Below are 22090 nucleotides of genomic sequence, written 5' to 3'. Positions count from 1 at the left end.
GTCGGTGGTCTTAGTTGAGTGTGTTTCTCAACTTAGAGCACGGGCCGACCTTGGAGACTGGTTATTTTCCAGGCTTCAAGGCGAGCTGGAAGACCGTTTCTCAGGCTGGAAGCGGGCCCCACAGCAGGGAACCTTGAATCCACCGCCGGGAACGGATGCATCTACCATTTTTTATTTGTATTGAATGAGAGGAAGGGTCGTTGATGGCCAAAATTCATGAATTAGCGTCGGTCTTAGCCGACCAGATTGCCGCGGGTGAAGTGGTCGAGCGGCCCGCATCCGTGGTCAAAGAACTGGTAGAAAACGCGGTCGACGCCCACAGTAAACAGATTGATATCACGGTCGAAGAGGCCGGGTTACAACGGATTACCGTGGTCGATGACGGGGATGGTATCGCAGACGAAGATACCGAGATGGCCTTCAAGCGCCACGCTACCAGTAAGATTACCGACAGGCGGGACCTCTTTCGTATCAAATCCCTGGGGTTCCGGGGTGAAGCCTTGCCCAGTATCGCTTCCGTGGCCGATGTCACGATGACGACCTCGACCGGGGGTGTTGGCACGTTGATTCACAACGTGGGCGGCATCATCAAGGAACACACTGCCGCGGCCGCTCGCAAGGGGACCACGATTACCGTCAAGGACCTCTTTGGCAACGTGCCGGCACGCTTGAAGTATTTGAAATCACCCGCCACCGAGCTGGCCCGGATTACGGATATCGTCAACCGGCTGGCCTTAAGCTATCCCGACGTGGCGTTTTCTCTGGTCCACAACGGTCGTGAGCTTACCCGGACAGCCGGGCGGGGCGACCTGCAACAGGTGATTGCCGGCATTTATGGCGTTCAGAGCGCCCGGAAAATGGTAGCCATCAACGGCAAGAACCCGGATTTTCAGGTGAGCGGTTACGTGAGCCTACCCGAGTTGACCCGGGCCAGTCGGCAGTACATTTCGCTACTGCTAAATGGCCGGTACATCCACAATTTTCAGCTGAGTAAGGCCTTGATTGCCGGGTACGGATCCAAGCTGATGGTCGGCCGTTACCCGCTGGCCGTGTTGGATATTAAAATGGACCCCTTACTGGTGGACGTGAACGTGCATCCAACCAAGCAAGAGGTCCGCATCAGTGAGGAGCCGGAACTGACGCAGTTGATTCAGGACACCGTGTTCAAGCGGCTTTCCCGAGAGAATTTGATTCCGGATGTCTTCGATGAAATGCCAACGAAAAAAAGAGAAGCCGCAACCACGGATCAACTGACCATGGCGTTAAACGACGTCTCGGCCAAGTATGATATGTCGGCGCGCCACACCCAGCCAGCACCACAACCGGCGGAAAGTGCAGCACCGACACCTACACCGGCACAACCAGTCTCAACACCAGCCGCTGGCCCGCAACCGTTGACCACCCCAGAAGAGGTCCCGGTTGAGCCCGTGGTCGTGCATGACAAGCAGGATTTCCAATTGCCAGCCGTCCAAGAATTTGATGAAAAATATCAAACGGAACGGGTTGCCGCGCCCCTGGGTGGGCCAACGCCGCCCGCTGAGGAACCGGTGGCCGAAGTCTCTTTGACGGCGCCCGAACCCCCAGCCCAACGTTTCCCCCAGTTACGTTATTTGGGACAAGTCCACGGCACGTACCTGTTGGCTGAGGCCGATGATGGCCTGTATTTAGTCGACCAACATGCTGCGCAGGAACGGGTGAACTACGAGTTCTACCGCCAGGCAATCGGCGAGGTCAGCGATGACGAGCAGAAATTGCTGGTACCCATCGTCTTGGATTACCCGACGACGGACGTCTTGGAGCTGACCAATCACTTGGAAACGTTAGCCAGTGTCGGTATTAACCTCGAGTCGTTTGGCCCCAACAGTTTCATCGTGCATGAACACCCAACCTGGTTCAAGGCCGGGCAGGAGACCGATACCATTAAGGAAATGATTGACTGGGTCTTAAAGGACGGCAAGATTTCCGTGGCGGCCTTCCGGGAAAAGACGGCTATCATGATGAGCTGTAAACGCGCCATCAAGGCCAATCACCACCTGGACGACCAACAGGCGCGCGCTTTACTGGTGAAATTAGCCACAGCGGAGAACCCGTTCAACTGTCCTCACGGCCGGCCAGTGCTGGTTCATTTCACGGACCAGGACTTGGAAAAGCTGTTTAAACGGATCCAGGATCCACACCACTCCGGCGACGACTGGGGCGAATAGGTGGTCTTAAATTCTTCCGGCAGCTAAGGTCCACACCTGTGGGGACCGACTGAAGCCAAAAGGCGGTCTTCAGTCTCGCTTTGAGCTTGCCAAGAGCGCAATCTCAAAGTCGTCCCGGGACCTAAGCCGGCTGAAGACGCCGACTAAGGTCCCCGACACAGGTGTGAATCTTAGCTGTCTCCAGAATGACCACCTATTCGGTTGGCTTTTGTTTTTGAGCTTGCCCCAAGATACGTTTAAAGCCAAGGTGGCCCATGCTGTAAGCCGGCAAAAACGCCGACTAACACCATTGACACGGGGTGCTCAAGTTGGCTGCCTCCGGCTAACCGCTCAGTTATTGCTGGGCTAGATTCTATTTTTTGGCGTCAGAAAACTCAGAACAGAATCTATAGTCTAAGTTGAGCCAAGTGTGGTACAATTTAAAAAGCAAACATATGTTTTCTTAAAGATAGATAGATAGATGAATAAGACGCTTGAGGCTGGCTAACAATCAGTCAGTTTTGAGCTAGTAAAAATGTCTCGGCCAATGTAAGTGACCAGAGGCGGGCCAAACTGACCAGCTGTGTCGGTGGTCTTGGCTGAGTGATTTTTCTCAGGCTGGAGCCGTTCCCCACAGCAGGGCAGTTTGAGCCCGCCGTCGGGAACGGAAGCGTCGACCCGACTTCATTTTTACTAGCTGAATGTTAACTCTGAAACAAGCGCAAAGGAGACTAACTGGCATGTATGAATACCTTCACGGCGAGATTGCGGCGGTCTATCCGGACCACGTGGTCGTTGACGTTAACGGGGTGGGTTATCTGGTCAATACCGCTAACCCTTACCGCTACGCCGTTGGCACCACACCGGTCACGATTTACGTCTACCAGGCGGTGAGTGACACGGCGCAGACTCTTTACGGTTTCGCAGATTTTGCTGAAAAACAATTGTTCCTAAAATTAATCAACGTTAACGGTATTGGGCCCAAGAGTGCACTGGCGATTCTGGCCAATCCGGACCATCAAGGGCTGATGTTGGCGATTAAGACCAACGATATCAGCTTCCTGACGAAGTTCCCCGGAATTGGAAAGAAGACGGCCGGCCAGATTGTCTTGGACCTGCAGAATAAGTTGGATGACCTGGCACCAGTCGACGATGGGGCCTTGTTCACACCGGAAGCTGTCACGACTGGCGAAGGGAATCCGAAATTGGATGACGCAATTGCGGCTTTGACAGCACTGGGATACAAGGCCGCTGCCGTTAAGAAAATCACGCCACAGTTGCGGAAATTTGCCGGAGACTCAACCAATGATTATCTGAGCGAAGGCTTACGTTTATTGACGACCTAGTTTTTGAAAGGAGGCTGACCCATGACTGATGATGAACGTGTCGTGTCACCGGAACCAGCGGATGATAACGAAGACTCGATTGAAAAATCATTGCGACCACAAACCCTGACCCAGTATATCGGTCAGGACCCCATCAAACACGAATTGTCCGTCTACATTCAGGCGGCCAAGCAACGAGAGGAGTCCTTGGACCACGTGCTGCTGTATGGGCCACCTGGTTTAGGGAAGACGACCTTGGCGATGGTGATTGCCAACGAAATGGGCGTACACATCCGCACGACCAGTGGTCCGGCAATTGAAAAGCCGGGCGACCTGGTGGCCTTGCTCAACGAACTGCAACCGGGCGATATTCTCTTCATTGATGAAATTCACCGGCTGCCGAAAATTGTTGAGGAAATGCTCTACTCCGCGATGGAAGATTTCTACATTGATATCGTGGTGGGGCAGGGGCCAACCGCCCATCCGGTGCACTTCCCGTTGCCACCATTCACGCTGATTGGGGCCACGACCCGGGCCGGCTTGTTATCCGCACCGTTGCGGGACCGGTTTGGTATCGTGGAGCACATGGCCTACTACCAAACGCAAGACCTGCAAGAAATTGTGACGCGGTCGGCGGACATTTTTAACACGCGCATCGCAACTGAGGGGGCCCACGAAATTGCGTTACGCTCGCGGGGAACGCCCCGAATCGCGAACCGCTTGTTGAAACGGATTCGGGATTTTGCCGAAGTCTCGCCTAATCATACCGAGATTGACCTAGCCATCGTGAACCATGCGCTGAAATTACTGCGAGTGGATTCGGCCGGGCTAGACGCCACCGACATCAAGCTGTTGGAAACTATGATTGATTACTACAACGGTGGGCCGGTCGGGTTGAACACCCTGGCGGCCAATGTCGGTGAGGAAACGGAAACTGTCGCGGCCATGTACGAGCCCTACCTCCTGCAGCGCGGGTATTTGAAACGCACAGCCCGGGGACGGGTCGTCACGCCGGCGGGGTATGAACACCTCGGCCGTCAATTCCCACAACAGGAAAATGGTTAAGCGTCTGACCGATGGCGTCCGTCCGCGGTGACAAGCCGTTTCTGAAAGTACGCGGCAATGCCGAACGTCTAAAGAATTTCTAGAAATAATTGGACGGATTCCCCGTATTCTGGTAAAGTTGTCCAATAGATAGAATATAAAGGGGTGAACAAATGTGTTTGATAATTTAAATATTGCTGCTGGCGCTGCCGGTGGTTACTCAACGTTGATTATCTTAGTTGTCTTCTTGGGGTTGATGTACTTCTTAATGTTACGTCCACAACAAAAGCAACAAAAGAAGCATCGTGACATGATGAGCGAACTTAAAAAGGGCGACCACGTCATCACGATTGGCCGGTTACACGGTGTGATCGACGAAATCAACCAAGCTGACCAAACGGTTACCTTGGATTGCGACGGAATCTACTTGGTCTTTGACCTGCGTGCCATTGCCCAAGTAACGTCTCAAGCACCACAAGCCGTTACGGCCCCAGCCGCTAACGACGCAACCAGTGAAGCAGCCAGCGAGGACCAACCCGCTGAAGATGCCACTGAAGAACCAGCAAGTGACGCCGCTGCAAGTGACGAAACTACTGAAAAAACTGATGATGACTCAGCTAAATAAGACATCAAAAAGTTCGGTCTCCTAGAGGCCGTTTTTTTTTGGCCGAATTTTAAGTGAACGGTGAGTAAAAGCCGAAAAACTACGGGAAAAAGATAACGGTTTTTGATTGAAGACAAACGTTTGTTTGGGTATAATTTATATACTAATAATCGGTAGGCATGGTGGGAAGAGACAGTTGTGGCTGACGGTTAACAAGCAACTCAAGTATTGCGTAAGTTGTGCATAGTGTTAGATTCTGGATGGGTGCAGGCGATATGGGTTAAGCGTGCGTTAGCTGCAGGGATGGTGAAAATGCGCTCAGCCGTGGGAGTTACCTTAGTGGGCGGGTTTGCCACTTAGGTAACTGATATCTTTGAGACGGGGCTTTCGGCTCAAAGTAAGCCCGGAGACCGTTCCTTGGCTCCGGGCGGTCGCCCACCGCGTCCCGGCGCAGTTTTCACCATCCCGGAGGCGCTGACAACGACTGCTTAACCGGAAGAATCGTGGAAAGGAGGGGATGGCTGTGGTCCCAGAAAAATACACGCAAAGAAAAATCATTCACGTCGACATGGATGCGTTTTACGCGTCGATTGAAGAGCGGGACCACCCCGAGTTCAAGGGTCACGCGCTGATCATTGCCCGGGATCCCCGAACAACTGGCGGTCGCGGTGTCGTGACTACGGCCAATTATGTGGCGCGACAACTAGGCGTGCATTCCGCCATGAATGCCAACGAGGCGTTTAAACTGGCCCCACATGCCACCTTTAAGACCCCAGACTTCCCCCATTACCGCGAAATTTCCGACCAGATTCACGAAATTTTTCATGAGTACACGGATAAAATTGAGACCGTGGCGTTTGATGAAGCCTATTTGGACATCACGGAGAATAAGAAACACATCCGCTCGGCAGTTCAGGTGGCTCACGAGATTCAGGTGGAGATTTTTGACAAGACCCATTTGACCTGTTCGACCGGGATTTCCTATAGTAAGTTTCTGGCCAAGGAGGCCTCGGACTTCCGTAAGCCGGTCGGGGTGAGCGTGATTCTGCCGGAGGACGCCCATGATTTTTTGATGGCGTTGCCGATTGAACGTTACCGGGGCGTGGGCAAGAAGACCGTGCCTAAGATGCATGAGCTGGGCATTCAAACCGGGGCGGACCTGTATCAAAAATCCCAATTGGAATTGATCCACGACTTCGGCAAGTTCGGTTATGTTTTGTATCAGCGGGTGCGCGGCATTGATGAGCGGCCGGTCGAGTATCTGCGCGAGCGCAAGTCGATTGGCAAGGAGCGCACGTACGGGCCACCCTTGTCGTCGGTCGGCGAGGTGGAATCGCAATTGCAACGACTGGCAGAAATGGTTGCGACAACGGTCAAGAAAAAGCAACGGCACGGCAAGACGCTGGTCCTCAAGCTACGGGACAGCGAGTTCAACACCATCACGAAGCGCGTGACCCAAACGGACTTCATTGCCAACGACGCCAACATCTATTACGACTTAGCCCTGGACCTCTACCACAGCGTGGCCGGGGATGACGAACAGGTCCGCTTGCTGGGCATCACGCTAACCGGACTGGCCGCGCAAACTTTTGAAAACGTGAAGTTGCCACTGTTTGGTGGCGATGATTAAGAGAACATTTAGTGAGTCGAGGTTATCGTCAGGTAAAAGTTAATTCAGAACAATAATAACTAACGACACTTAGCAACAAAATTAATAAAATGCGGCAGCGTGGGTTCAACCAATGTCAGCCGCAGGGGTGGGAAAAATGGACTCAGCCGTGGGATTTCTTAAGGGGAACCCTTAAGAAATGGCGACTTTGAAACTCGTTTCTCAGAGGTTCAAAGCGAGTTCAGAGACTGCTCTTTGGCTCTGGACGTCCTGCCCACCGCGTTCCGGTCCAGTTTTTCTCACCCCGGAGGCGATGGTTCGATCCACCGCGGACCGAGTTTTATTGAAATTGCGCGCTAAAACTTGTATACTGAAACGCGGTATCGACGCGTCTTGGTCGAAAAAATCGGATAGAAAACGGGTGAACCTATGGCTATTGAAGCTGCCATTTTAGAAGAAATCAAAAAGTATCAGACAATTATTATTCACCGTCACCAGCGGCCTGATCCCGATTGTATCGGGGCTCAACTGGCTTTACGGGACATTTTACAAGCGAGCTTCCCAGAAAAGAAGGTTCTGGCTGTGGGTAAGCATTACCCCGGCTTCGACTGGATGGGCCAAGCCGACCAAGACGTGGAAGATGGCGTTTATCAGGGTGCGTTAGTGATTGTTGTGGACACCGCTAACCAACCTCGAGTCGACGATGAACGGTGGTCCACTGGGGCCGCGGTCATCAAGATCGACCATCATCCCAATGACGATGCCTTTGGCGACATTCAATGGGTGTTGGATCAAGCGTCCAGCACGTCCGAAATCATTTATGATTGGTATGCCAAGAATGCCGCGGCACTCACCATGCCTGACGATGCGGCACGACTACTTTATGCCGGCATCATTGGCGACACCGGGCGGTTTATGTACCCGGCCACGTCAGCCAACACGTTTGCCGTTGCCAGTAAGTTACTGACTTACAACTTCTCAATGACGGACGTCAACCAGGCTGAGGATGAAATTTCCCCAGAAATGGCGCGGTTGTCCGCTTACGTTTACCAGAACTTAGAAATTTTGCCTAGTGGGGCGGCTTATTTGAAGCTGACCGACGAAATCGTGGAATCCTTTGGCCTCGCTGCCAGTGACTCCACGTCCGCCGTCGTGCCATTGCCCGGTAAGATCACTTCCGTTGTGGCTTGGGCTATCTTCGTTGAAGCCAAGGACAAGACCTTCCGCATTCGGTTGCGTTCGAAGGGACCTTCCATTAACGAATTGGCTAAGAACCATGGTGGGGGCGGTCACGCCCTGGCCAGTGGCGCCACAGCCCACGATCAGGCAGAAATTGACCAAGTTATTCACGAGCTCGATGAGTTAGTGGCTAACACTAAAGGAGAAAATGAATGACCGCAGATTTTAAACAATTCAACTTGCAGCCGTACTTAATGACGGCCTTGCAAAAGATTGGTTTCGCGACCCCGACCAAGGTCCAGGAAAAATTAATTCCCGTGATTGCTTCGGGCAAAGATGTCGTGGGCCAATCCCAGACCGGGAGCGGGAAGACGCATACGTTCTTACTGCCCATCTTTAACCAGTTAACGTCAGAAAACCAGGTTCAGGCCGTGATCACCACGCCTAGCCGGGAACTGGCTTACCAAATCCACACGGCCGCTGAACAATTAGCCGCTGAATCCCCATTTGAAATTCGGATTGGGAACTACGTCGGGGGGACCGACAAGAAGCGCCAAGTTGAGAAACTGCGGCACTTCCAACCCCAATTGGTTATCGGGACGCCCGGTCGGGTCATGGACTTGATTCAATCTGACGCCTTGGATGTGCATACCGCACGCCAATTTGTCGTGGATGAAGCCGACATGACCCTGGACCTTGGGTTCTTGGACCAAGTCGACCGGATTGCTGGGCGGATGCCGAAAGACTTACAAATGATGGTCTTCTCGGCCACCATTCCGCAACGATTGAATCCCTTCTTAAAGAAGTACATGAACCATCCCGTCGTTGAAGAAATTCCAACTGATACGATTATTTCTGATACGATCGATAACTGGTTGATTTCAACCAAAGGTCAGAACCGTAACCAATTGATCTACCAATTGATTACCATGGGTGAACCTTACCTGGTCCTGATTTTCGCCAACACCAAGACGCGGGTCGAACAAATCCACGACTTCTTGCAGGCCCAGGGCATGAAGGTCGCTATGATTCATGGGGGCATCAAGCCTCGTGAACGGAAGCGGGTCATGCGTGAAGTCAAGAACCTCCAATTCCAATTCGTTGTGGCTACCGACTTGGCTGCCCGGGGAATTGATATTGAAGGGGTTTCTCACGTCATCAACGATGACATTCCAGAAGACTTAGACTTCTTCGTCCACCGGGTTGGCCGGACGGGTCGTCAGGGGATGCACGGAACGGCCATCACGTTGTACTCACCAGATGAAGAAGCCAAGGTCGCTGAAATTGAAGCCATGGGCATCAAGTTCCAGCCTAAGCGAATCAGCAACGGTGAAATCATCGATTCCTACGACCGGAACCGCCGGACCCAACGGAACAAGAGTACTGAAAAGCTTGATCCAGGTTTGATTGGTTTCGTTATGAAAAAGAAGAAGAAAATCAAGCCAGGTTACAAGCACCAAATCAAGCAAGAAATTCACCGTAGAAAAGACCAAGAACGCCGAATCGCCCAACGCCAAAGCGCCAGAAATGAACGCAAGCGGCGGAAGCGCGAGTCGGATCGGTATCAATAAAAGAGTGCGGAACAGGGCGGTTAGGTCCTGAGCATTAGCGAGAAGAGAGTCTCAAGTCGGCAGAGCCGGCTTGGGGCTCTCTTTTTGCTAAGCGCAGGGACCTGCCCTGTGGAGCACGTTTCAGAAGCCGCAAGTTTCCGGATAGATTGGCGAGAGCAAGTTTAACGCAGTAAGCCAGCATGGCCAGTGAAAGACCTATGCCGGACGGGAGCGTCTTATTTTTCTAAGCGGAGGAGTCTGGCTCGTGTAGCACGTTTCAGAGGCTGCAAGTTTCCGGATAGATTGGCGAGAGCAAATTTAGCGCAGTAAGCCAGCATGGCCAGCAACGGCAAAGCCGAGCAGGGCACCTTCTTTTTGCTAAGCGCAGGGACCTGCCCTGTGGAGCACGTTTCAGTTAAGAGTGGTACGAAGGGCGTTCAGCTGGCGAGCATTAACGGCATTAAGTGAATGGCCCCGGGCTTGGGCCGTTTGCTTAATGGTGTTAAGCGGAACCAGTTGCCCGGTAGTGGCACGTTTCAGAGGCCGCAAGTTTCCGGACAAAATGGCGAGAGCAAGTTTAACGCAGTAAGCCAATACAGCCAGCAAAGATGCAGCCAATCAAGGGAAGCCAGGTTCTGCACAACCCGTCAACAAGCTTAACCACACTGCGAATAAGTTCAGACGGGAACGCCCCAAACCAGTCTAAGCCGATTGGCCGTCCGGCAGGCGATGCAGACAGCTGGCGTTCACCCAAAGTTTTCCCGAACGTTTAGTTGACAAGAAAGTGCGCCACACCTATAATTTCAAGTGGACATTTAAATATACTATCGAGGACATACCCTGACCCCATGACTTTCAGAAACGTTTTGGTTGCTGTGAAAAACGACTCATGGATTCAGTGGCGCTCCCTCAGGAACATCGCGACTCAGCGTTATGAGTTTAAGAGGTTAACGATTAAAACATCGTTGCAAGTAGAGTGGTACCGCGCTTCGGCGTCTCTACGGGCAACGGTGTTTTTGACATTTTTGGAGGTATTTGAGAGATGAAAGAGCTAACTAGTAGTCAGATTCGGCAAATGTACCTCGACTTTTTCAAGTCGAAGGGGCACACCATTGAGCCTAGTGCATCACTGGTTCCCAAGGATGATCCATCATTACTGTGGATCAACTCCGGGGTTGCCACGATGAAGAAATACTTCTCCGGCCAAGTTGTGCCAGAGAATCCCCGTTTGACCAGTTCTCAAAAGAGTATTCGGACAAACGATATTGAAAACGTGGGGAAGACCGCGCGGCACCATACGTTATTTGAAATGCTCGGGAACTTCTCCGTGGGTGATTACTTTAAGAAAGAAGCCATCACTTGGGCATGGGAACTCTTAACGTCCCCAGACTGGTTCGGTTGGGATCCTGAAAACCTGTACATGACGGTTTACCCAAAGGATACCGACGCCAAGACTGACTGGGAAGCTGCTGGTGTGGCCCCTGATCACATCATCGCTGTCGAAGATAACTTCTGGGATATTGGTGAGGGTCCTTCTGGTCCTGACTCCGAAATCTTCTACGACCGTGGTGAAGCCTTTAACAATCTGGCCGATGACGATCCTGAAAACTACCCTGGTGGCGAAAACGAACGTTACCTGGAAGTTTGGAACATCGTGTTCTCCCAGTTCAACCACGAACCCGATGGCAGCTACAAGCCATTGCCTCGGAAGAACATTGATACGGGGATGGGTCTCGAACGGGTCGTTTCTATTTTCCAAAATGCCCGGACGAACTTTGAAACCGACTTGTTCATGCCAATCATTGAAAAGACCGCTGAACTCAGCGATGGCAAGAAGTACGGTGTCAACAAGGAAGACGACGTGTCCTTCAAGGTGATTGCGGACCACGCGCGGGCCATCACATTTGCCATCGGTGACGGTGCGCTGCCTGGTAACGAAGGCCGGGGCTATGTCATCCGTCGTTTGATTCGGCGGGCTGTTGTGAATGGCCAAAAGTTAGGCATCAAGGGTGCCTTCTTAGACCAATTGGTTCCCGTCGTTGGGACCATCATGCAGTCTTACTACCCAGACGTTTTGGCTCAGGCTGATTACATTGCCAAGGTCGTTCGTTCCGAAGAAGACCGCTTTGGCGAAACGCTGGACGGTGGGTTAACCTTGCTGAACAGCTTGATTGCTGATCTGAAGAAGCAGGGCGGTAGCCAAATCGCCGGTCCCGACGCTTTCAAGTTGTACGACACGTACGGCTTTCCAGTTGAACTGACCGAAGAATACGCCGATGACCAAGACATCACGGTCGACGTTGACGGCTTCAAAGCCGAAATGCAAAAGCAAAAGGATCGGGCACGTAATGCGCGTGGCAAGCAAACGGCCATGGGTCTGCAACACGACCTCTTGATCAACGTGACGACGCCTAGCCAATACGTGGGGTACACCCAACTTGAAACGACGAGCAAGTTAACCGAACTCGTGGTTGATGACCAACTGGCTGACGAAGCCACGACTGGCACCGTTGAAGCCATGTTTGACACCACGCCATTCTACGCTGAAATGGGTGGCCAGGTTGCTGACAAAGGGGACATCTTGGACGAAGCCGGTCACGTGGTTGCCCACGTTGCTGACGTGCAACACGCCCCTAACGGCCAGAACCTGCACACGTTGACGGTCGTTGCCCCATTGAAGAAGGGCGCCACTTACCAACTCAAGGTTGACGCTATCTTCCATAGCAAGGTCGAAAAGAACCATACCGCAACCCACTTGTTAGACAAGGCGTTGCGTGAAGTCTTTGGCGAACACACCCAACAGGCCGGTTCACTGGTTGAAGGGGACTACTTGCGGTTTGACTTCACCCACTTCGGTCAGGTTGATCCTGCCGATTTGGCCAAGGCCGAAGCTATTGTGAACGAAAAGATCTTCGCTGAATTACCTGTGACGACGGTTGAAACCGATATCGAATCCGCTAAGCAAATGGGCGCCATTGCCTTGTTCAGCGAAAAGTACGGTAAGGTCGTTCGGGTTGTCAGTGCCGGCGATTTCGTTACCGAATTCTGTGGGGGGAACCATGTCAAGAACACCAATGAAATTGGCCTGTTCAAGATTACCTCAGAATCTGGTGTCGGTGCCGGTGTCCGGCGGATCGAAGCCGTGACTTCTGCGGCTGCTTACAAGTACCTGCATGAACACGATGACATCTTGCATGCCGTTGCGAGCGATTTGAAGGTGACTCAGGTCACTGAAGTTGCCCAGAAGGTGAATGCCCTGCAAGCCCAAGTCAAGAGCTTAGAACAAAAGCAAGCGGCCTTAGAAGGCAAGTTAGCTAGCCAACAAGCCGGCGCTGTCTTTGATAACGTGGTCACGGCTGGTAACTACAAGTTGATCAGCGGGACTGTCCAAGTTTCCAAGATGGACCAGTTGCGGGCCTTAGCCGACACTTGGCGTGACCAAGCCCTTTCTGATGTGTTAGTATTGGGTGCGGAAGTCAATGGTAAGGCGAACCTGATTGTGGCCGTTAGCGCGGACAAGCAAAAGCAGGTCAAGGCTGGCGATTTGATCAAAGCCATTTCACCAAAGATCAACGGTGGTGGCGGCGGTCGGCCTAACCTGGCCCAAGCCGGTGGGAAGAACCCAGCGGGCTTACCAGATGCCATGACGGCTGCGGCCGATTGGTTGGCTGATCAAGACTAACGCTGAGGCGTTTTGCTTGAAAACTGTGGTCATTCTGTTAAACTATTAATCATGTTTAAGGTTGGTGTTGGCGTCAGTGCTGGTGAATTTGCCAGTGGTGGCGCGACCCGGCTGTGTAAAAATTAGCGAAAAGCTTAGTCAAGAGGAGGGAGCGGCTCGAGTTGAGTGGCTCCCTTCCCAGCAACAGTATTACGAATAGATTACATTGCTGAAGTGCGTTGTAGTTTGGGCGGTAATCGAGTAAAATTGAGGCTAAGCGAGGAAGTGCGGGGGTGTTTTATAGTGAGTTCATTAGACAAAACGATGTATTTTGACTTTGGGGCTAACCAACCAAAGGACGTTCATGATACGCTGGTAACGGTCTATCAAGCACTAGAGGAAAAGGGTTATAATCCAATTAATCAGATTGTCGGCTACCTACTATCGGGCGATCCTGCATATATTCCACGTATCAATGATGCACGGAACTTGATTCGGAAGCACGAGCGCGACGAGATTATTGAAGAGTTAGTGCGGTTCTACCTGAATCAGAATGGACCGGTGAAGCCTTCATGAAGTTAATGGGTTTAGACGTGGGATCCCGTACCGTGGGCATTGCGATTAGCGATGCCCTCGGGTGGACCGCCCAAGGGATTGAGATCATTCCAATCAAAGAAGAGGAAGAAGTCTTCGGGTTGGATCGGGTCGCAGAACTGGTGGCGACACACGAAGTCCAAGGCTTTGTGGTCGGGCTCCCCAAGAACATGAACAATTCGTTAGGTCCCCGGGCCGCGGCATCTAAGCGGTACGGCGAGATGTTAACTGAACGGTTCCATTTGCCCGTCGATTTTGAAGACGAGCGGTTGACAACCGTTGAGGCGGAGCGTATGTTAGTGGAACAAGCGGACACTTCGCGCCGCAAACGTAAAAAAGTAATTGATAAATTAGCTGCCGGACTGATCCTCCAGAACTATTTGGACCGTCACGGCAAGTTAACTCAAGAAAAGTGAGGTTTCCCATGAACGAAGACCAAGAACAAATTACATTAGTTGACGAAAATGGTAACGAAGAACTGTACGATGTCCTGTTTACCTTTGAATCTGACGATTTTGGTAAGTCATACATCTTGATTTACCCTTCAGGCAAGAGCGACGACGAGGAAGTTGACATCCAAGCCTACGCGTTACCTGCAGACGATGATCCAGCTAACCCATCCGGTGGCGACTTGCAATTGATCGAGTCCGACGAAGAATGGGACATGGTTGAATCCGTACTGAACACTTTCCTGGCTGATGGGACCATTGATCCTAACGCTGGTAAAAAAGACTAGTCAGTTTCAACGAAAGGACGGAATTTTTCCGTCCTTTTTTGTATGACGAGAAAATTTGGTGGGATTAACGAATGACTGGGCGAAAACCTGTGTGCGTGTAGCCGAAATCAGTTATTAGCGTTTTGTCCAACAGCTGCTTGGCAGAAAACAATCATTACAGTGCGTGAGCGCCCGTTTGCCTAAATTTTGCTAGTCAGTGCGGGTGTAGCTGGAGGCAGTTAAATTCGCAGACCTGTGTCGGTGGTGTTAGGCCGGTGAAGTTCCGGTCTTACACCACGGCCCGGGGTGAAACTCGGGTTGGGAGGTTCACCCTGGAGGCTGGAGACCGCTCTTTGGCTCCAGCCGTGCCCCACAGGCGGCGAATTTAACTACCGGAGGCGGAACCCCACAATCTTAGCGGTAATTTAAAGGCCAAAACGTGCGCCCGACCACTGTTTAATGGTAAAATAAGACGTTGCGCAAAACAGGGGGAATTTTAAAATGACTGAAGAAACACACCGCTTTAAAGCCGTCATTGCCGGTAAGAGTTACACGATTGTCGGGCAAGCCACGGACGAACATATGCGGGCGGTGACTGAGGTGCTGAATGAACAGTTCACCCAGCTCAAGGAGCTGTCACCCAATATTAGTAAAGAAGATGCGGCAATCTTGATGGCGTTCAACGCTGTTTCGGACCAATTAAAGATGGCAGCGGCCAACGACCAAGCGGATTCCGCTAAGGACTCATCAGAAACGGAGGAATAGTTTGGTTTTAAGCTTAATTATTCTCGCAGTTCTCATCTTTGGTTTTCGTCGGGGCTACCGGCGGGGACTGGTGTTACAGATTATTAGCACGATTGGCTACTTGATTGTTTGGGTTATCGCCCGGTTGGGTGCCAAACCACTGGCGAGCGGCGTGGGCCAGTTCGTGGGAAATCTTTCCCTGAACAGCTCTGCCAGCGCCGTGACCGCGGCTGAGAGTAGCAGTTTCTTTTTAAATGGTCTCGCGTTTTCGGCCATTTTGACCGTGGGCTTTTTCATTGTCCGCAAATTAGCTTATGGCATCAACAAGGTGACCTGGTTGCCGGTGATTCATCAAGTTAATTCCTTAGCGGGTGGGCTGATTAATCTGGTCATTCGTTATGTGGTCATTTTTTTAACCTTAAATTTACTGATCCTGTTACCAATTCAGGGTTTTCAAAACAGTTATCAAGCCTCCCCAGTCGCCCAGTGGATCGTCAAACAGACACCCGTGCTGTCAAAGCAGGTGTTCACCTGGTGGCTGACGGAGCATGAATCGAATTAGATTGATTCGGGAGAGAGGAGTTCGCCGATGAATCAAAAAACATTAAAAATTATGGAGTACGACCGAATCAAGCAGGCCTTACGCACTTACTTGGTCTCGGCAGCTGGTCAGCATGAGCTGAGTCAGCTGGCCCCAACCGCGGATGCCAAACAACTGCAGACCTGGTTGGACGAAACCAGAGACGGTGCCGACATCTACCGCTTAGAGAGTGGGATTCCACTGCCCAAGCTGGATGATATCCGGCCACATTTACACCGGTTAGCCATGGAAGCCGCGCTGAACGGGTTGGAATTGGCTCAAATCAGTCGGGTCTTATGGACGACCGGAACCGTGGTTAAATTTTTCCATGACCTCGCTGAAAAGGAAGTCGATTTACGCCGGCTGGACCGGGTCGTGAAGGAATTGGTCACGTTACCCGACGTCACGCGGCGGTTGCGGACCTCACTAGAGGGCGACGGCCACATCACGGATGAAGCCTCACCCGCCTTAAAGCAGATTCGCCAGCACATCACCCAGACCGAAGCTGAAATCCGCCGGACCATGGACCAATACACCCGGGGGAAGGATGCCAAATATCTGAGTGAAACCATCGTGACCATTCGGGATGACCGTTACGTGATTCCCGTTCAGGCCGCTTACAAGCAACACTTTGGTGGAATCGTGCATGACCAAAGTGCCAGTGGCCAAACGCTGTTCATTGAACCCCAAGCAGTTGTGGGCTTGAACAACCGGTTACGGCAAAATCAAATGGATGAACGACACGAGGAACAACGCATTTTAGCCGAGTTGACGGCCTTACTTGACCCGTACCAGGATGAAATTTTACGGAACTCAGAAATTTTGGGGCACTTTGATTTCATCAATGCCAAGGCCAAGTACGCCCATCATTTGAAGGCCACCGAACCCAAGTTGTCCCTGGATAATCAGGTCAGCCTGCGGCAAGCACGCCACCCACTGATTGATCAGCGGAAGGTCGTGGCCAACGACATCACCATCGGCAAGGACTACAAGGCCATCATCGTGACCGGGCCCAACACGGGTGGAAAAACCATCACGCTGAAGACGTTGGCACTGGTCCAGTTAATGGGTCAGTCGGGACTATTTATTCCCGCCAATGAAAACAGTGTGATTGGCATCTTCAACGATATTTTCGCGGACATCGGGGATGAACAATCCATCGAGCAGAGCCTGAGTACGTTCTCCGGGCATATGGAAAATATCGTATCCATCCTGAAGCAGGCCGACGACCACAGCTTGATTGTCGTCGATGAACTGGGTGCCGGCACCGATCCCCAAGAGGGGGCCGCACTGGCCATCGCCATTTTGGATGAAATCGGGACGCTGGGCAGCTATGTGATGGCATCGACCCACTATCCTGAGCTGAAGGCTTACGGGTACAACCGACCGGATACGATTAACGCCAGTATGGAGTTCAATGGCGAAACGCTCCAACCAACGTATAAGCTGTTGATTGGGATTCCTGGACGGAGTAATGCCTTAGACATTGCGGCCCGGCTGGGGATGCCTTCGCAGGTGATCGACGCGGCTCGGGGGTTGACCGACCAAGACAGTCAAGACTTGAACGCCATGATTTCCGATCTGACCGAACAAAAGCGGCGGGTTGACGATGATGCCGAGAGTTTGCGGACCCAATTGGCTGAGGCCGATGAGTTACACGATCAATTACAAAAGCAATTTAACAGTTATCAACAGCAAAAGGATCAGCTGATGACGGACGCTAAGCGTGACGCCAACCGGTTGGTCGATGAGTCCCGTAAACGGGCTAACCAAATTATTTCTGATTTGCGGAAGAAGCAGTTGGCGGCTGGTCAGAGCGTGGTTAAGGAAGACGAACTGATTGCGGCTCAAGGGGCTTTGAACGCCCTGCAACAGGATACCAAGCTCAAGAAGAACCGGGTTCTGCGGCGTGAAAAGGCCAAGCTCGACTTCCATAAGGGTGATAGCGTGCTGGTCAAGTCCTACGGCCAAATCGGGGTCCTGATGCAGCAGCTGGATGACAGCCACTGGGAAGTCCAACTGGGAATCTTGAAAATGAAGATTGCCACCAACGACCTGGAAAAGGCCAAGGATCCAGCCAAGTCGGCCAAACAACCGCGAGCCAGCGTGAAACGCAGTGGTTCCAACGGCATGTCGCCAACCTTGGATCTCCGGGGCCACCGTTACGAAGAGGCCATGGCCGAAGTCGACCGGTACATTGATTCCGCTTTACTGGCGGGTTACCCATCTGTGACGATTATTCACGGGAAGGGCACCGGGGCCTTGCGGAAAGGGGTCACCGAGTACTTGAAGCGGAATAACCGCATCAAGAGCTTCGGCTTCTCCCCAGCCAACGCCGGTGGCGACGGGTCGACGGTTGTGCGGTTTAAGTAGTCTTTTGCAGCGCCTTACCAGGCGGGGAAAATAAGTCGGAACGCGAGGGAAGGACGGTCAAAGCCTGAGAAGCGGTCTTTAACCTCGCTTTGAGCCTCAAAACCCGAGTCTCAAAGACGCCAATTTCCTTAACAGTGAGAACACTATTAAGGAAATTCCCACGGCTGAACTTATTTTCCCCGCCCTCACGGCTTACATGGTGTGAGAGCCCAACGGTGGAGCCATCACCGGGGCGTGTGTGGAGTTTTGTGTGTATTAAATTGTCTCATGTTCAAAGTCCCTCAGTAAATTGCTTACTGGGGGACTTTTTGGTTAGGAGACTATTGCATAGTTGCGTGAGTAAGCGCATGAGTAGAAACTAACCATTAGCTAATGAGTCAGACAATTAAGTGCCAACAATTGATTGATGAGCCGTTTGATACGGGGTAACGCCGTGTCAGCCGCGGGGTTGTGAAAATGAGCCGAGCTGGCCAGTGTAAGTGACCAGAGGCGGGTCAAAATGCCCTGCTGTGTCGGTGGTCTTGGCTGAGGTTTTTGCTCAGCCTAGCCCACGGGACAACCTTTGCGACCGGGTTTCAGGCGCAAAGTTGAGGTGGAAGCCCGTTTCACAGGCTGGAACCGGCCCCATAGCAGGGCGTTTTGAACCCACCGGCGGGAACGGACAGCTGACACAGCGTCACGGCTCAGTTTTCACCAGCCTGGAGGCGCGTACAAAGACATTTGCAAGTATCAAATGCGAATGCTAATAAATTGTAAGCAACTTAGTTGTGATTTCAAAAAATTCTGGTAGACTGAAAGATATGAAGTCGTGATTAAATTTGATAAGGAGGCAATTCTGAATGGCAGCAGTAGCAGAAACAACTGATAAGACCTTTGAACAGGACACCGCTAAGGGCGTAACCCTGACGGACTTTTGGGCAACTTGGTGTGGTCCTTGTCGGATGCAATCACCAGTCGTTGAACAATTATCTGAGGAAATGGACAACGTGACGTTCAACAAGATGGACGTTGACGCCAACCCGAACACGCCACAATCCTTTGGTATCATGAGTATCCCAACCTTACTCGTGAAGAAGGACGGCCAAGTGGTCGATTCTATCGTGGGTTACCACTCCAAGGATCAATTAAAGAAGATTTTGGACCAATACGTGGAAGCTTAACGCGTTGGCAAACGGTCGTCACTGCGGTGGCGGCCGTTTTTTTGACGAAAAAAGCACTGACCCTCGTGATAGCGCGGTCAGTGCTTACGTGTAACTTGGCTAGTTTTCTTCGGGTGACTCAGTAGGTTCGTCGCGAACCACCGTCAGTGGGGTGGGCGCGTCGTAGTCCGGAATCACATCTTCGGGATCGGTGTAGACGTCGAAGGTGACGGTCGTGGCCTGCAGCTTACGTGAAGTTTCGGTCAACTCGGCTTCAGCGGAAACGCCCAGTTGTTGGGCCATCATTTCTGCGAGGAAGCCTGCTTCCAACGTGAAATCGCCATCGCCCTGTAATTGTTTCCGCAGCTTAACGGGCGTACCGCTGAGTTGCCAACGGGTCATTTGGGCCGTCTGTTTGATTAGGGACAAGTGGCCAAACCCAACTTGCTCAAAGAAGGTGGTGGCGTCCTTGGGGTTGCCGATTGGGAACCGGCGAGCTAGTGATTTGCCCGCCCAGTAGTTGATATCGCCCTGGTCATCGCCTAACAATTCTGGGAGTAAGGCTTCTCTGAGTAACATTTGTGGCAGATTTACGGCACCGTCGGCATCGGCCATGACGGTTTGATATAAGTTTTTCACGATGGTGGACTCCTTCATCCGATTAGTTTCTGAACTCATTATACCGTATTTGTTTCAGGAATATGACTATCCGGTAAATTTTACGTATATTTATAGGAATTGGCGTTTTGCCTGGCAGGAAACTTGAAACCGGTTAATAAAAAGGCGATAATGGAGATTCAAGAACATCGAGAAGGAGCGTTGATTCATGCAAACAGATCCGATTGGTCTCATGGATTCAGGAGTCGGCGGTTTAACAGTTTTAAAGGAAGTTCAGCGGTTATTGCCAGCTGAAAATACGGTCTTTTTGGGCGACCAGGCGCGCTTGCCATACGGTCCCCGGTCTGTCGAAGAGGTCACGACCTTTACGCGACAGATTGCCACTTACTTACGGCAACATGCCAACATTAAAATATTTGTTATCGCTTGCAACACGGCGACAGCGGCGGCCTTAACGCAGATGCAGTCGGAACTACCCGTGCCCGTGGTTGGGGTGATTGCCCCCGGGGCCACGACGGCCGCTAAGGTCACCAAGAACCACAAAATCGGCGTCATCGCGACGGAAGGCACCGTCAAGAGCGGCCAGTATCAACAGGATATTTTGGCCGTCGATGCGCAGAACCAGGTTGTGAGTGTCGCCTGTCCCCAACTAGTGACGTTGGCCGAACACAACGATTTGACCTCGGCACACGCCCAAGAAGTGGTCGCCCAAAACTTGGCACCCTTCCAAGGGACCGACATTGATACGCTAGTCATGGGCTGCACCCATTTTCCACTGCTACGGGACGCCATTCAACGGGCAATCGGGCCCGACGTCACGTTGGTCGATCCCGGCGTATCAGCCGCTGAGCAAACGGCAGCTATTTTGAAAGACAAGCATGAACTGAATACCACGGGGCAACCCGTGACGGCGACGTATTACACGACCGGCGACGTTGACCAGTTTAATCAATTGGCCAGTGAGTGGTTAGACATCGCACCGAAGCACGTCACCCACTTAGATGTCAGCACGTTAGCGACCCCCGCGGAGGTAGAATAAGTATGGACAACACATTGGTAATCGCCACGAACAACGCGGGAAAGGCCCGTGAATTTCGCGCTATTTTTGAGCCCAAGGGCCTGACGGTGAAGACGCTGGCAGATTTCCCGGACCTCACGCAGGTTGCGGAAACCGGGACGACCTTCACGGAAAATGCCACGTTGAAGGCGACCGCGGTGGCTGAACAGACGCAGCTGCCCGTTTTAGCGGACGATTCCGGCCTGATGGTCGACGCCCTCAATGGTGAACCGGGCATTTATTCTGCGCGGTACGCCGGTGATCACGATGATGCCAAGAACAATGCCAAATTGTTAGCAAAGCTGCAAGGCGTTCCCGCCGCACAACGGGGCGCTGGGTTTCATACGTCGCTAGTGTTGATCAAGCCAAATGGCAAGAAGCTGGTGGCCACGGGTGAGGTGCGCGGTGAAATTTTAACGGCTCCCCGCGGTGAAGACGGTTTTGGGTACGATCCCTTATTTTATGTGCCCGCCGAACACGCGACCTTTGCCGAAATGAGTTTGGCTCAGAAGAATCAACACAGTCACCGGGCCAAGGCCACGGCGGCAATGTTACCGCAATTCGATGAATGGTGGGAGGAAAAATAATGACACGTTGGCTGGTAGTCAGTGATAATCATGGAGACCGGGACATCCTGGTCAGTCTCAAGCAGGCTTTGCAACCGGATACCATTTTTCACTGTGGCGATTCCGAAATGAACGCCGATGATCCCTGGTTCAAGGGGGCGTACGTGGTGATGGGCAACATGGACTTTGATAGTCAGTTACCGTTGGTGCAGACGCCCACGGTCGATGGCTGCAAGGTGCTGTTGACGCACGGCCACTACGATGAGGTGCATTGGGACCTGACCAAGCTGAAATTGCACGCGGATCAGGAACAGGCCGACCTGGTCTTTTACGGCCACACCCATGAGCTGGCGGCCGAAGCGGTCGGGGGCCACGTTTTCGTGAATCCCGGTAGCATCAGTCAGCCGCGCGGCGAGTTCCGCCAGCTAGGGGGCACCTGTGCCATGATCACCGTGACGCCGGCGCAATGGGTCGTCCAGTATTACACCCGTGACGCCCAGCCCGTGCCCGATTTAAAATTTACCTTTGACCGTTCGTAACTAGAAAGGA

19 protein-coding genes are annotated in these 22090 nt (G+C 52.2%); 18 read left to right on the top strand and 1 reads right to left on the bottom strand.

All coding sequences use genetic code 11. The features are described 5' to 3' along the window. Positions 1–203 precede the first annotated feature (203 nt). From mutL to trxA, 15 genes are all read left to right on the top strand, one after another. Positions 204–2204, top strand: coding sequence for a DNA mismatch repair endonuclease MutL (gene mutL / locus ACEPST_RS00715; protein WP_204121398.1), 2001 nt, complete (start codon positions 204–206; stop codon positions 2202–2204). A gap of 719 nt (positions 2205–2923) precedes the next feature. Further along, positions 2924–3529: a Holliday junction branch migration protein RuvA gene (gene ruvA, locus ACEPST_RS00710; protein ID WP_204121397.1), complete on the top strand. Its 606-nt coding sequence runs from the start codon at positions 2924–2926 to the stop codon at positions 3527–3529. Between the two features lie 21 nt (positions 3530–3550). Then, positions 3551–4573, top strand: a complete 1023-nt coding sequence (gene ruvB, locus ACEPST_RS00705) for a Holliday junction branch migration DNA helicase RuvB (RefSeq protein WP_204121396.1) — start codon at positions 3551–3553, stop codon at positions 4571–4573. Between the two features lie 154 nt (positions 4574–4727). Then, positions 4728–5177, top strand: coding sequence for a preprotein translocase subunit YajC (yajC, locus tag ACEPST_RS00700; RefSeq protein ID WP_204121395.1), 450 nt, complete (start codon positions 4728–4730; stop codon positions 5175–5177). A gap of 547 nt (positions 5178–5724) precedes the next feature. Further along, positions 5725–6786 (top strand): DNA polymerase IV, encoded by a 1062-nt coding sequence (gene dinB, locus ACEPST_RS00695; protein ID WP_239064518.1) that lies wholly within the window; start codon positions 5725–5727, stop codon positions 6784–6786. Positions 6787–7194: 408 nt separating this feature from the next. Beyond that, positions 7195–8160, top strand: a complete 966-nt coding sequence (locus tag ACEPST_RS00690) for a DHH family phosphoesterase (protein ID WP_125765748.1) — start codon at positions 7195–7197, stop codon at positions 8158–8160. Further along, a complete protein-coding gene (locus tag ACEPST_RS00685) occupies positions 8157–9515 on the top strand; it encodes a DEAD/DEAH box helicase (protein ID WP_203646099.1) in 1359 nt (452 codons plus the stop codon). The genes ACEPST_RS00690 and ACEPST_RS00685 overlap by 4 nt, the downstream gene beginning before the upstream one ends. A gap of 1021 nt (positions 9516–10536) precedes the next feature. Next, a complete protein-coding gene (gene alaS / locus ACEPST_RS00680; protein ID WP_204121393.1) occupies positions 10537–13176 on the top strand; it encodes an alanine--tRNA ligase in 2640 nt (879 codons plus the stop codon). 282 nt (positions 13177–13458) lie between these two features. Further along, positions 13459–13731 (top strand): IreB family regulatory phosphoprotein, encoded by a 273-nt coding sequence (locus tag ACEPST_RS00675; protein ID WP_024746979.1) that lies wholly within the window; start codon positions 13459–13461, stop codon positions 13729–13731. After that, the gene (ruvX, locus tag ACEPST_RS00670; protein ID WP_203646097.1) at positions 13728–14165 is read left to right on the top strand and encodes a Holliday junction resolvase RuvX; all 438 of its coding nucleotides are present in this window, start codon (positions 13728–13730) and stop codon (positions 14163–14165) included. The genes ACEPST_RS00675 and ruvX overlap by 4 nt, the downstream gene beginning before the upstream one ends. Positions 14166–14173: 8 nt before the next feature. Continuing rightward, on the top strand, positions 14174–14485 hold the full coding sequence (locus ACEPST_RS00665; RefSeq protein WP_125584156.1) for a DUF1292 domain-containing protein: 312 nt from the start codon (positions 14174–14176) through the stop codon (positions 14483–14485). A gap of 480 nt (positions 14486–14965) precedes the next feature. Next, complete coding sequence (locus tag ACEPST_RS00660; RefSeq protein ID WP_125765752.1) at positions 14966–15229, top strand: cell division protein ZapA; 264 nt, start codon at positions 14966–14968, stop codon at positions 15227–15229. 1 nt (position 15230) lies between these two features. Continuing rightward, entirely contained in the window at positions 15231–15770 is a 540-nt protein-coding gene (locus ACEPST_RS00655; protein ID WP_203639244.1) for a CvpA family protein, read from the top strand. A gap of 27 nt (positions 15771–15797) precedes the next feature. After that, positions 15798–18161, top strand: coding sequence for an endonuclease MutS2 (locus tag ACEPST_RS00650; protein WP_204121392.1), 2364 nt, complete (start codon positions 15798–15800; stop codon positions 18159–18161). A gap of 839 nt (positions 18162–19000) precedes the next feature. Beyond that, complete coding sequence (trxA, locus tag ACEPST_RS00645) at positions 19001–19321, top strand: thioredoxin (protein ID WP_125765755.1); 321 nt, start codon at positions 19001–19003, stop codon at positions 19319–19321. Positions 19322–19420: 99 nt separating this feature from the next. Here trxA and ACEPST_RS00640 read toward each other — a convergent pair whose 3' ends face one another. Then, positions 19421–19939: a YslB family protein gene (locus ACEPST_RS00640; RefSeq protein ID WP_204121391.1), complete on the bottom strand. Its 519-nt coding sequence runs from the start codon at positions 19937–19939 to the stop codon at positions 19421–19423. 187 nt (positions 19940–20126) lie between these two features. Here ACEPST_RS00640 and murI point away from each other — a divergent pair, with 187 nt between their 5' ends. Genes murI through ACEPST_RS00625 form a run of 3 tightly spaced genes read left to right on the top strand, consistent with a single transcriptional unit; the run spans position 20127 to position 22080 of the window. Continuing rightward, positions 20127–20957: a glutamate racemase gene (murI, locus tag ACEPST_RS00635; RefSeq protein ID WP_204121390.1), complete on the top strand. Its 831-nt coding sequence runs from the start codon at positions 20127–20129 to the stop codon at positions 20955–20957. Next, the gene (locus ACEPST_RS00630) at positions 20954–21562 is read left to right on the top strand and encodes an XTP/dITP diphosphatase (protein WP_204121432.1); all 609 of its coding nucleotides are present in this window, start codon (positions 20954–20956) and stop codon (positions 21560–21562) included. The genes murI and ACEPST_RS00630 overlap by 4 nt, the downstream gene beginning before the upstream one ends. Further along, positions 21562–22080 carry a YfcE family phosphodiesterase gene (locus tag ACEPST_RS00625; protein ID WP_204121389.1) on the top strand — a complete coding sequence of 173 codons (519 nt, stop codon included), beginning with the start codon at positions 21562–21564 and terminating at the stop codon, positions 22078–22080. The genes ACEPST_RS00630 and ACEPST_RS00625 overlap by 1 nt, the downstream gene beginning before the upstream one ends. The last annotated feature ends 10 nt before the right edge of the window (positions 22081–22090 follow it).

This window comes from Levilactobacillus sp. FUA 3915 (assembly GCF_044053135.1).
Lineage (GTDB): Bacteria > Bacillota > Bacilli > Lactobacillales > Lactobacillaceae > Levilactobacillus > Levilactobacillus lanxiensis.
This window is presented reverse-complemented; position numbering and strand designations above follow the sequence as displayed.

Bases quoted from the DNA above. Each gene is read 5' to 3' on its own strand.
- mutL (WP_204121398.1), top strand. From the start codon at position 204: ATGGCCAAAATTCATGAATTAGCGTCGGTCTTAGCCGACCAGATTGCC.
- ruvA (WP_204121397.1), top strand. From the start codon at position 2,924: ATGTATGAATACCTTCACGGCGAGATTGCGGCGGTCTATCCGGACCAC.
- ruvB (WP_204121396.1), top strand. From the start codon at position 3,551: ATGACTGATGATGAACGTGTCGTGTCACCGGAACCAGCGGATGATAAC.
- dinB (WP_239064518.1), top strand. From the start codon at position 5,725: ATGGATGCGTTTTACGCGTCGATTGAAGAGCGGGACCACCCCGAGTTC.
- ACEPST_RS00690 (WP_125765748.1), top strand. From the start codon at position 7,195: ATGGCTATTGAAGCTGCCATTTTAGAAGAAATCAAAAAGTATCAGACA.
- ACEPST_RS00685 (WP_203646099.1), top strand. From the start codon at position 8,157: ATGACCGCAGATTTTAAACAATTCAACTTGCAGCCGTACTTAATGACG.
- alaS (WP_204121393.1), top strand. From the start codon at position 10,537: ATGAAAGAGCTAACTAGTAGTCAGATTCGGCAAATGTACCTCGACTTT.
- ruvX (WP_203646097.1), top strand. From the start codon at position 13,728: ATGAAGTTAATGGGTTTAGACGTGGGATCCCGTACCGTGGGCATTGCG.
- ACEPST_RS00665 (WP_125584156.1), top strand. From the start codon at position 14,174: ATGAACGAAGACCAAGAACAAATTACATTAGTTGACGAAAATGGTAAC.
- ACEPST_RS00660 (WP_125765752.1), top strand. From the start codon at position 14,966: ATGACTGAAGAAACACACCGCTTTAAAGCCGTCATTGCCGGTAAGAGT.
- ACEPST_RS00650 (WP_204121392.1), top strand. From the start codon at position 15,798: ATGAATCAAAAAACATTAAAAATTATGGAGTACGACCGAATCAAGCAG.
- trxA (WP_125765755.1), top strand. From the start codon at position 19,001: ATGGCAGCAGTAGCAGAAACAACTGATAAGACCTTTGAACAGGACACC.
- murI (WP_204121390.1), top strand. From the start codon at position 20,127: ATGCAAACAGATCCGATTGGTCTCATGGATTCAGGAGTCGGCGGTTTA.
- ACEPST_RS00625 (WP_204121389.1), top strand. From the start codon at position 21,562: ATGACACGTTGGCTGGTAGTCAGTGATAATCATGGAGACCGGGACATC.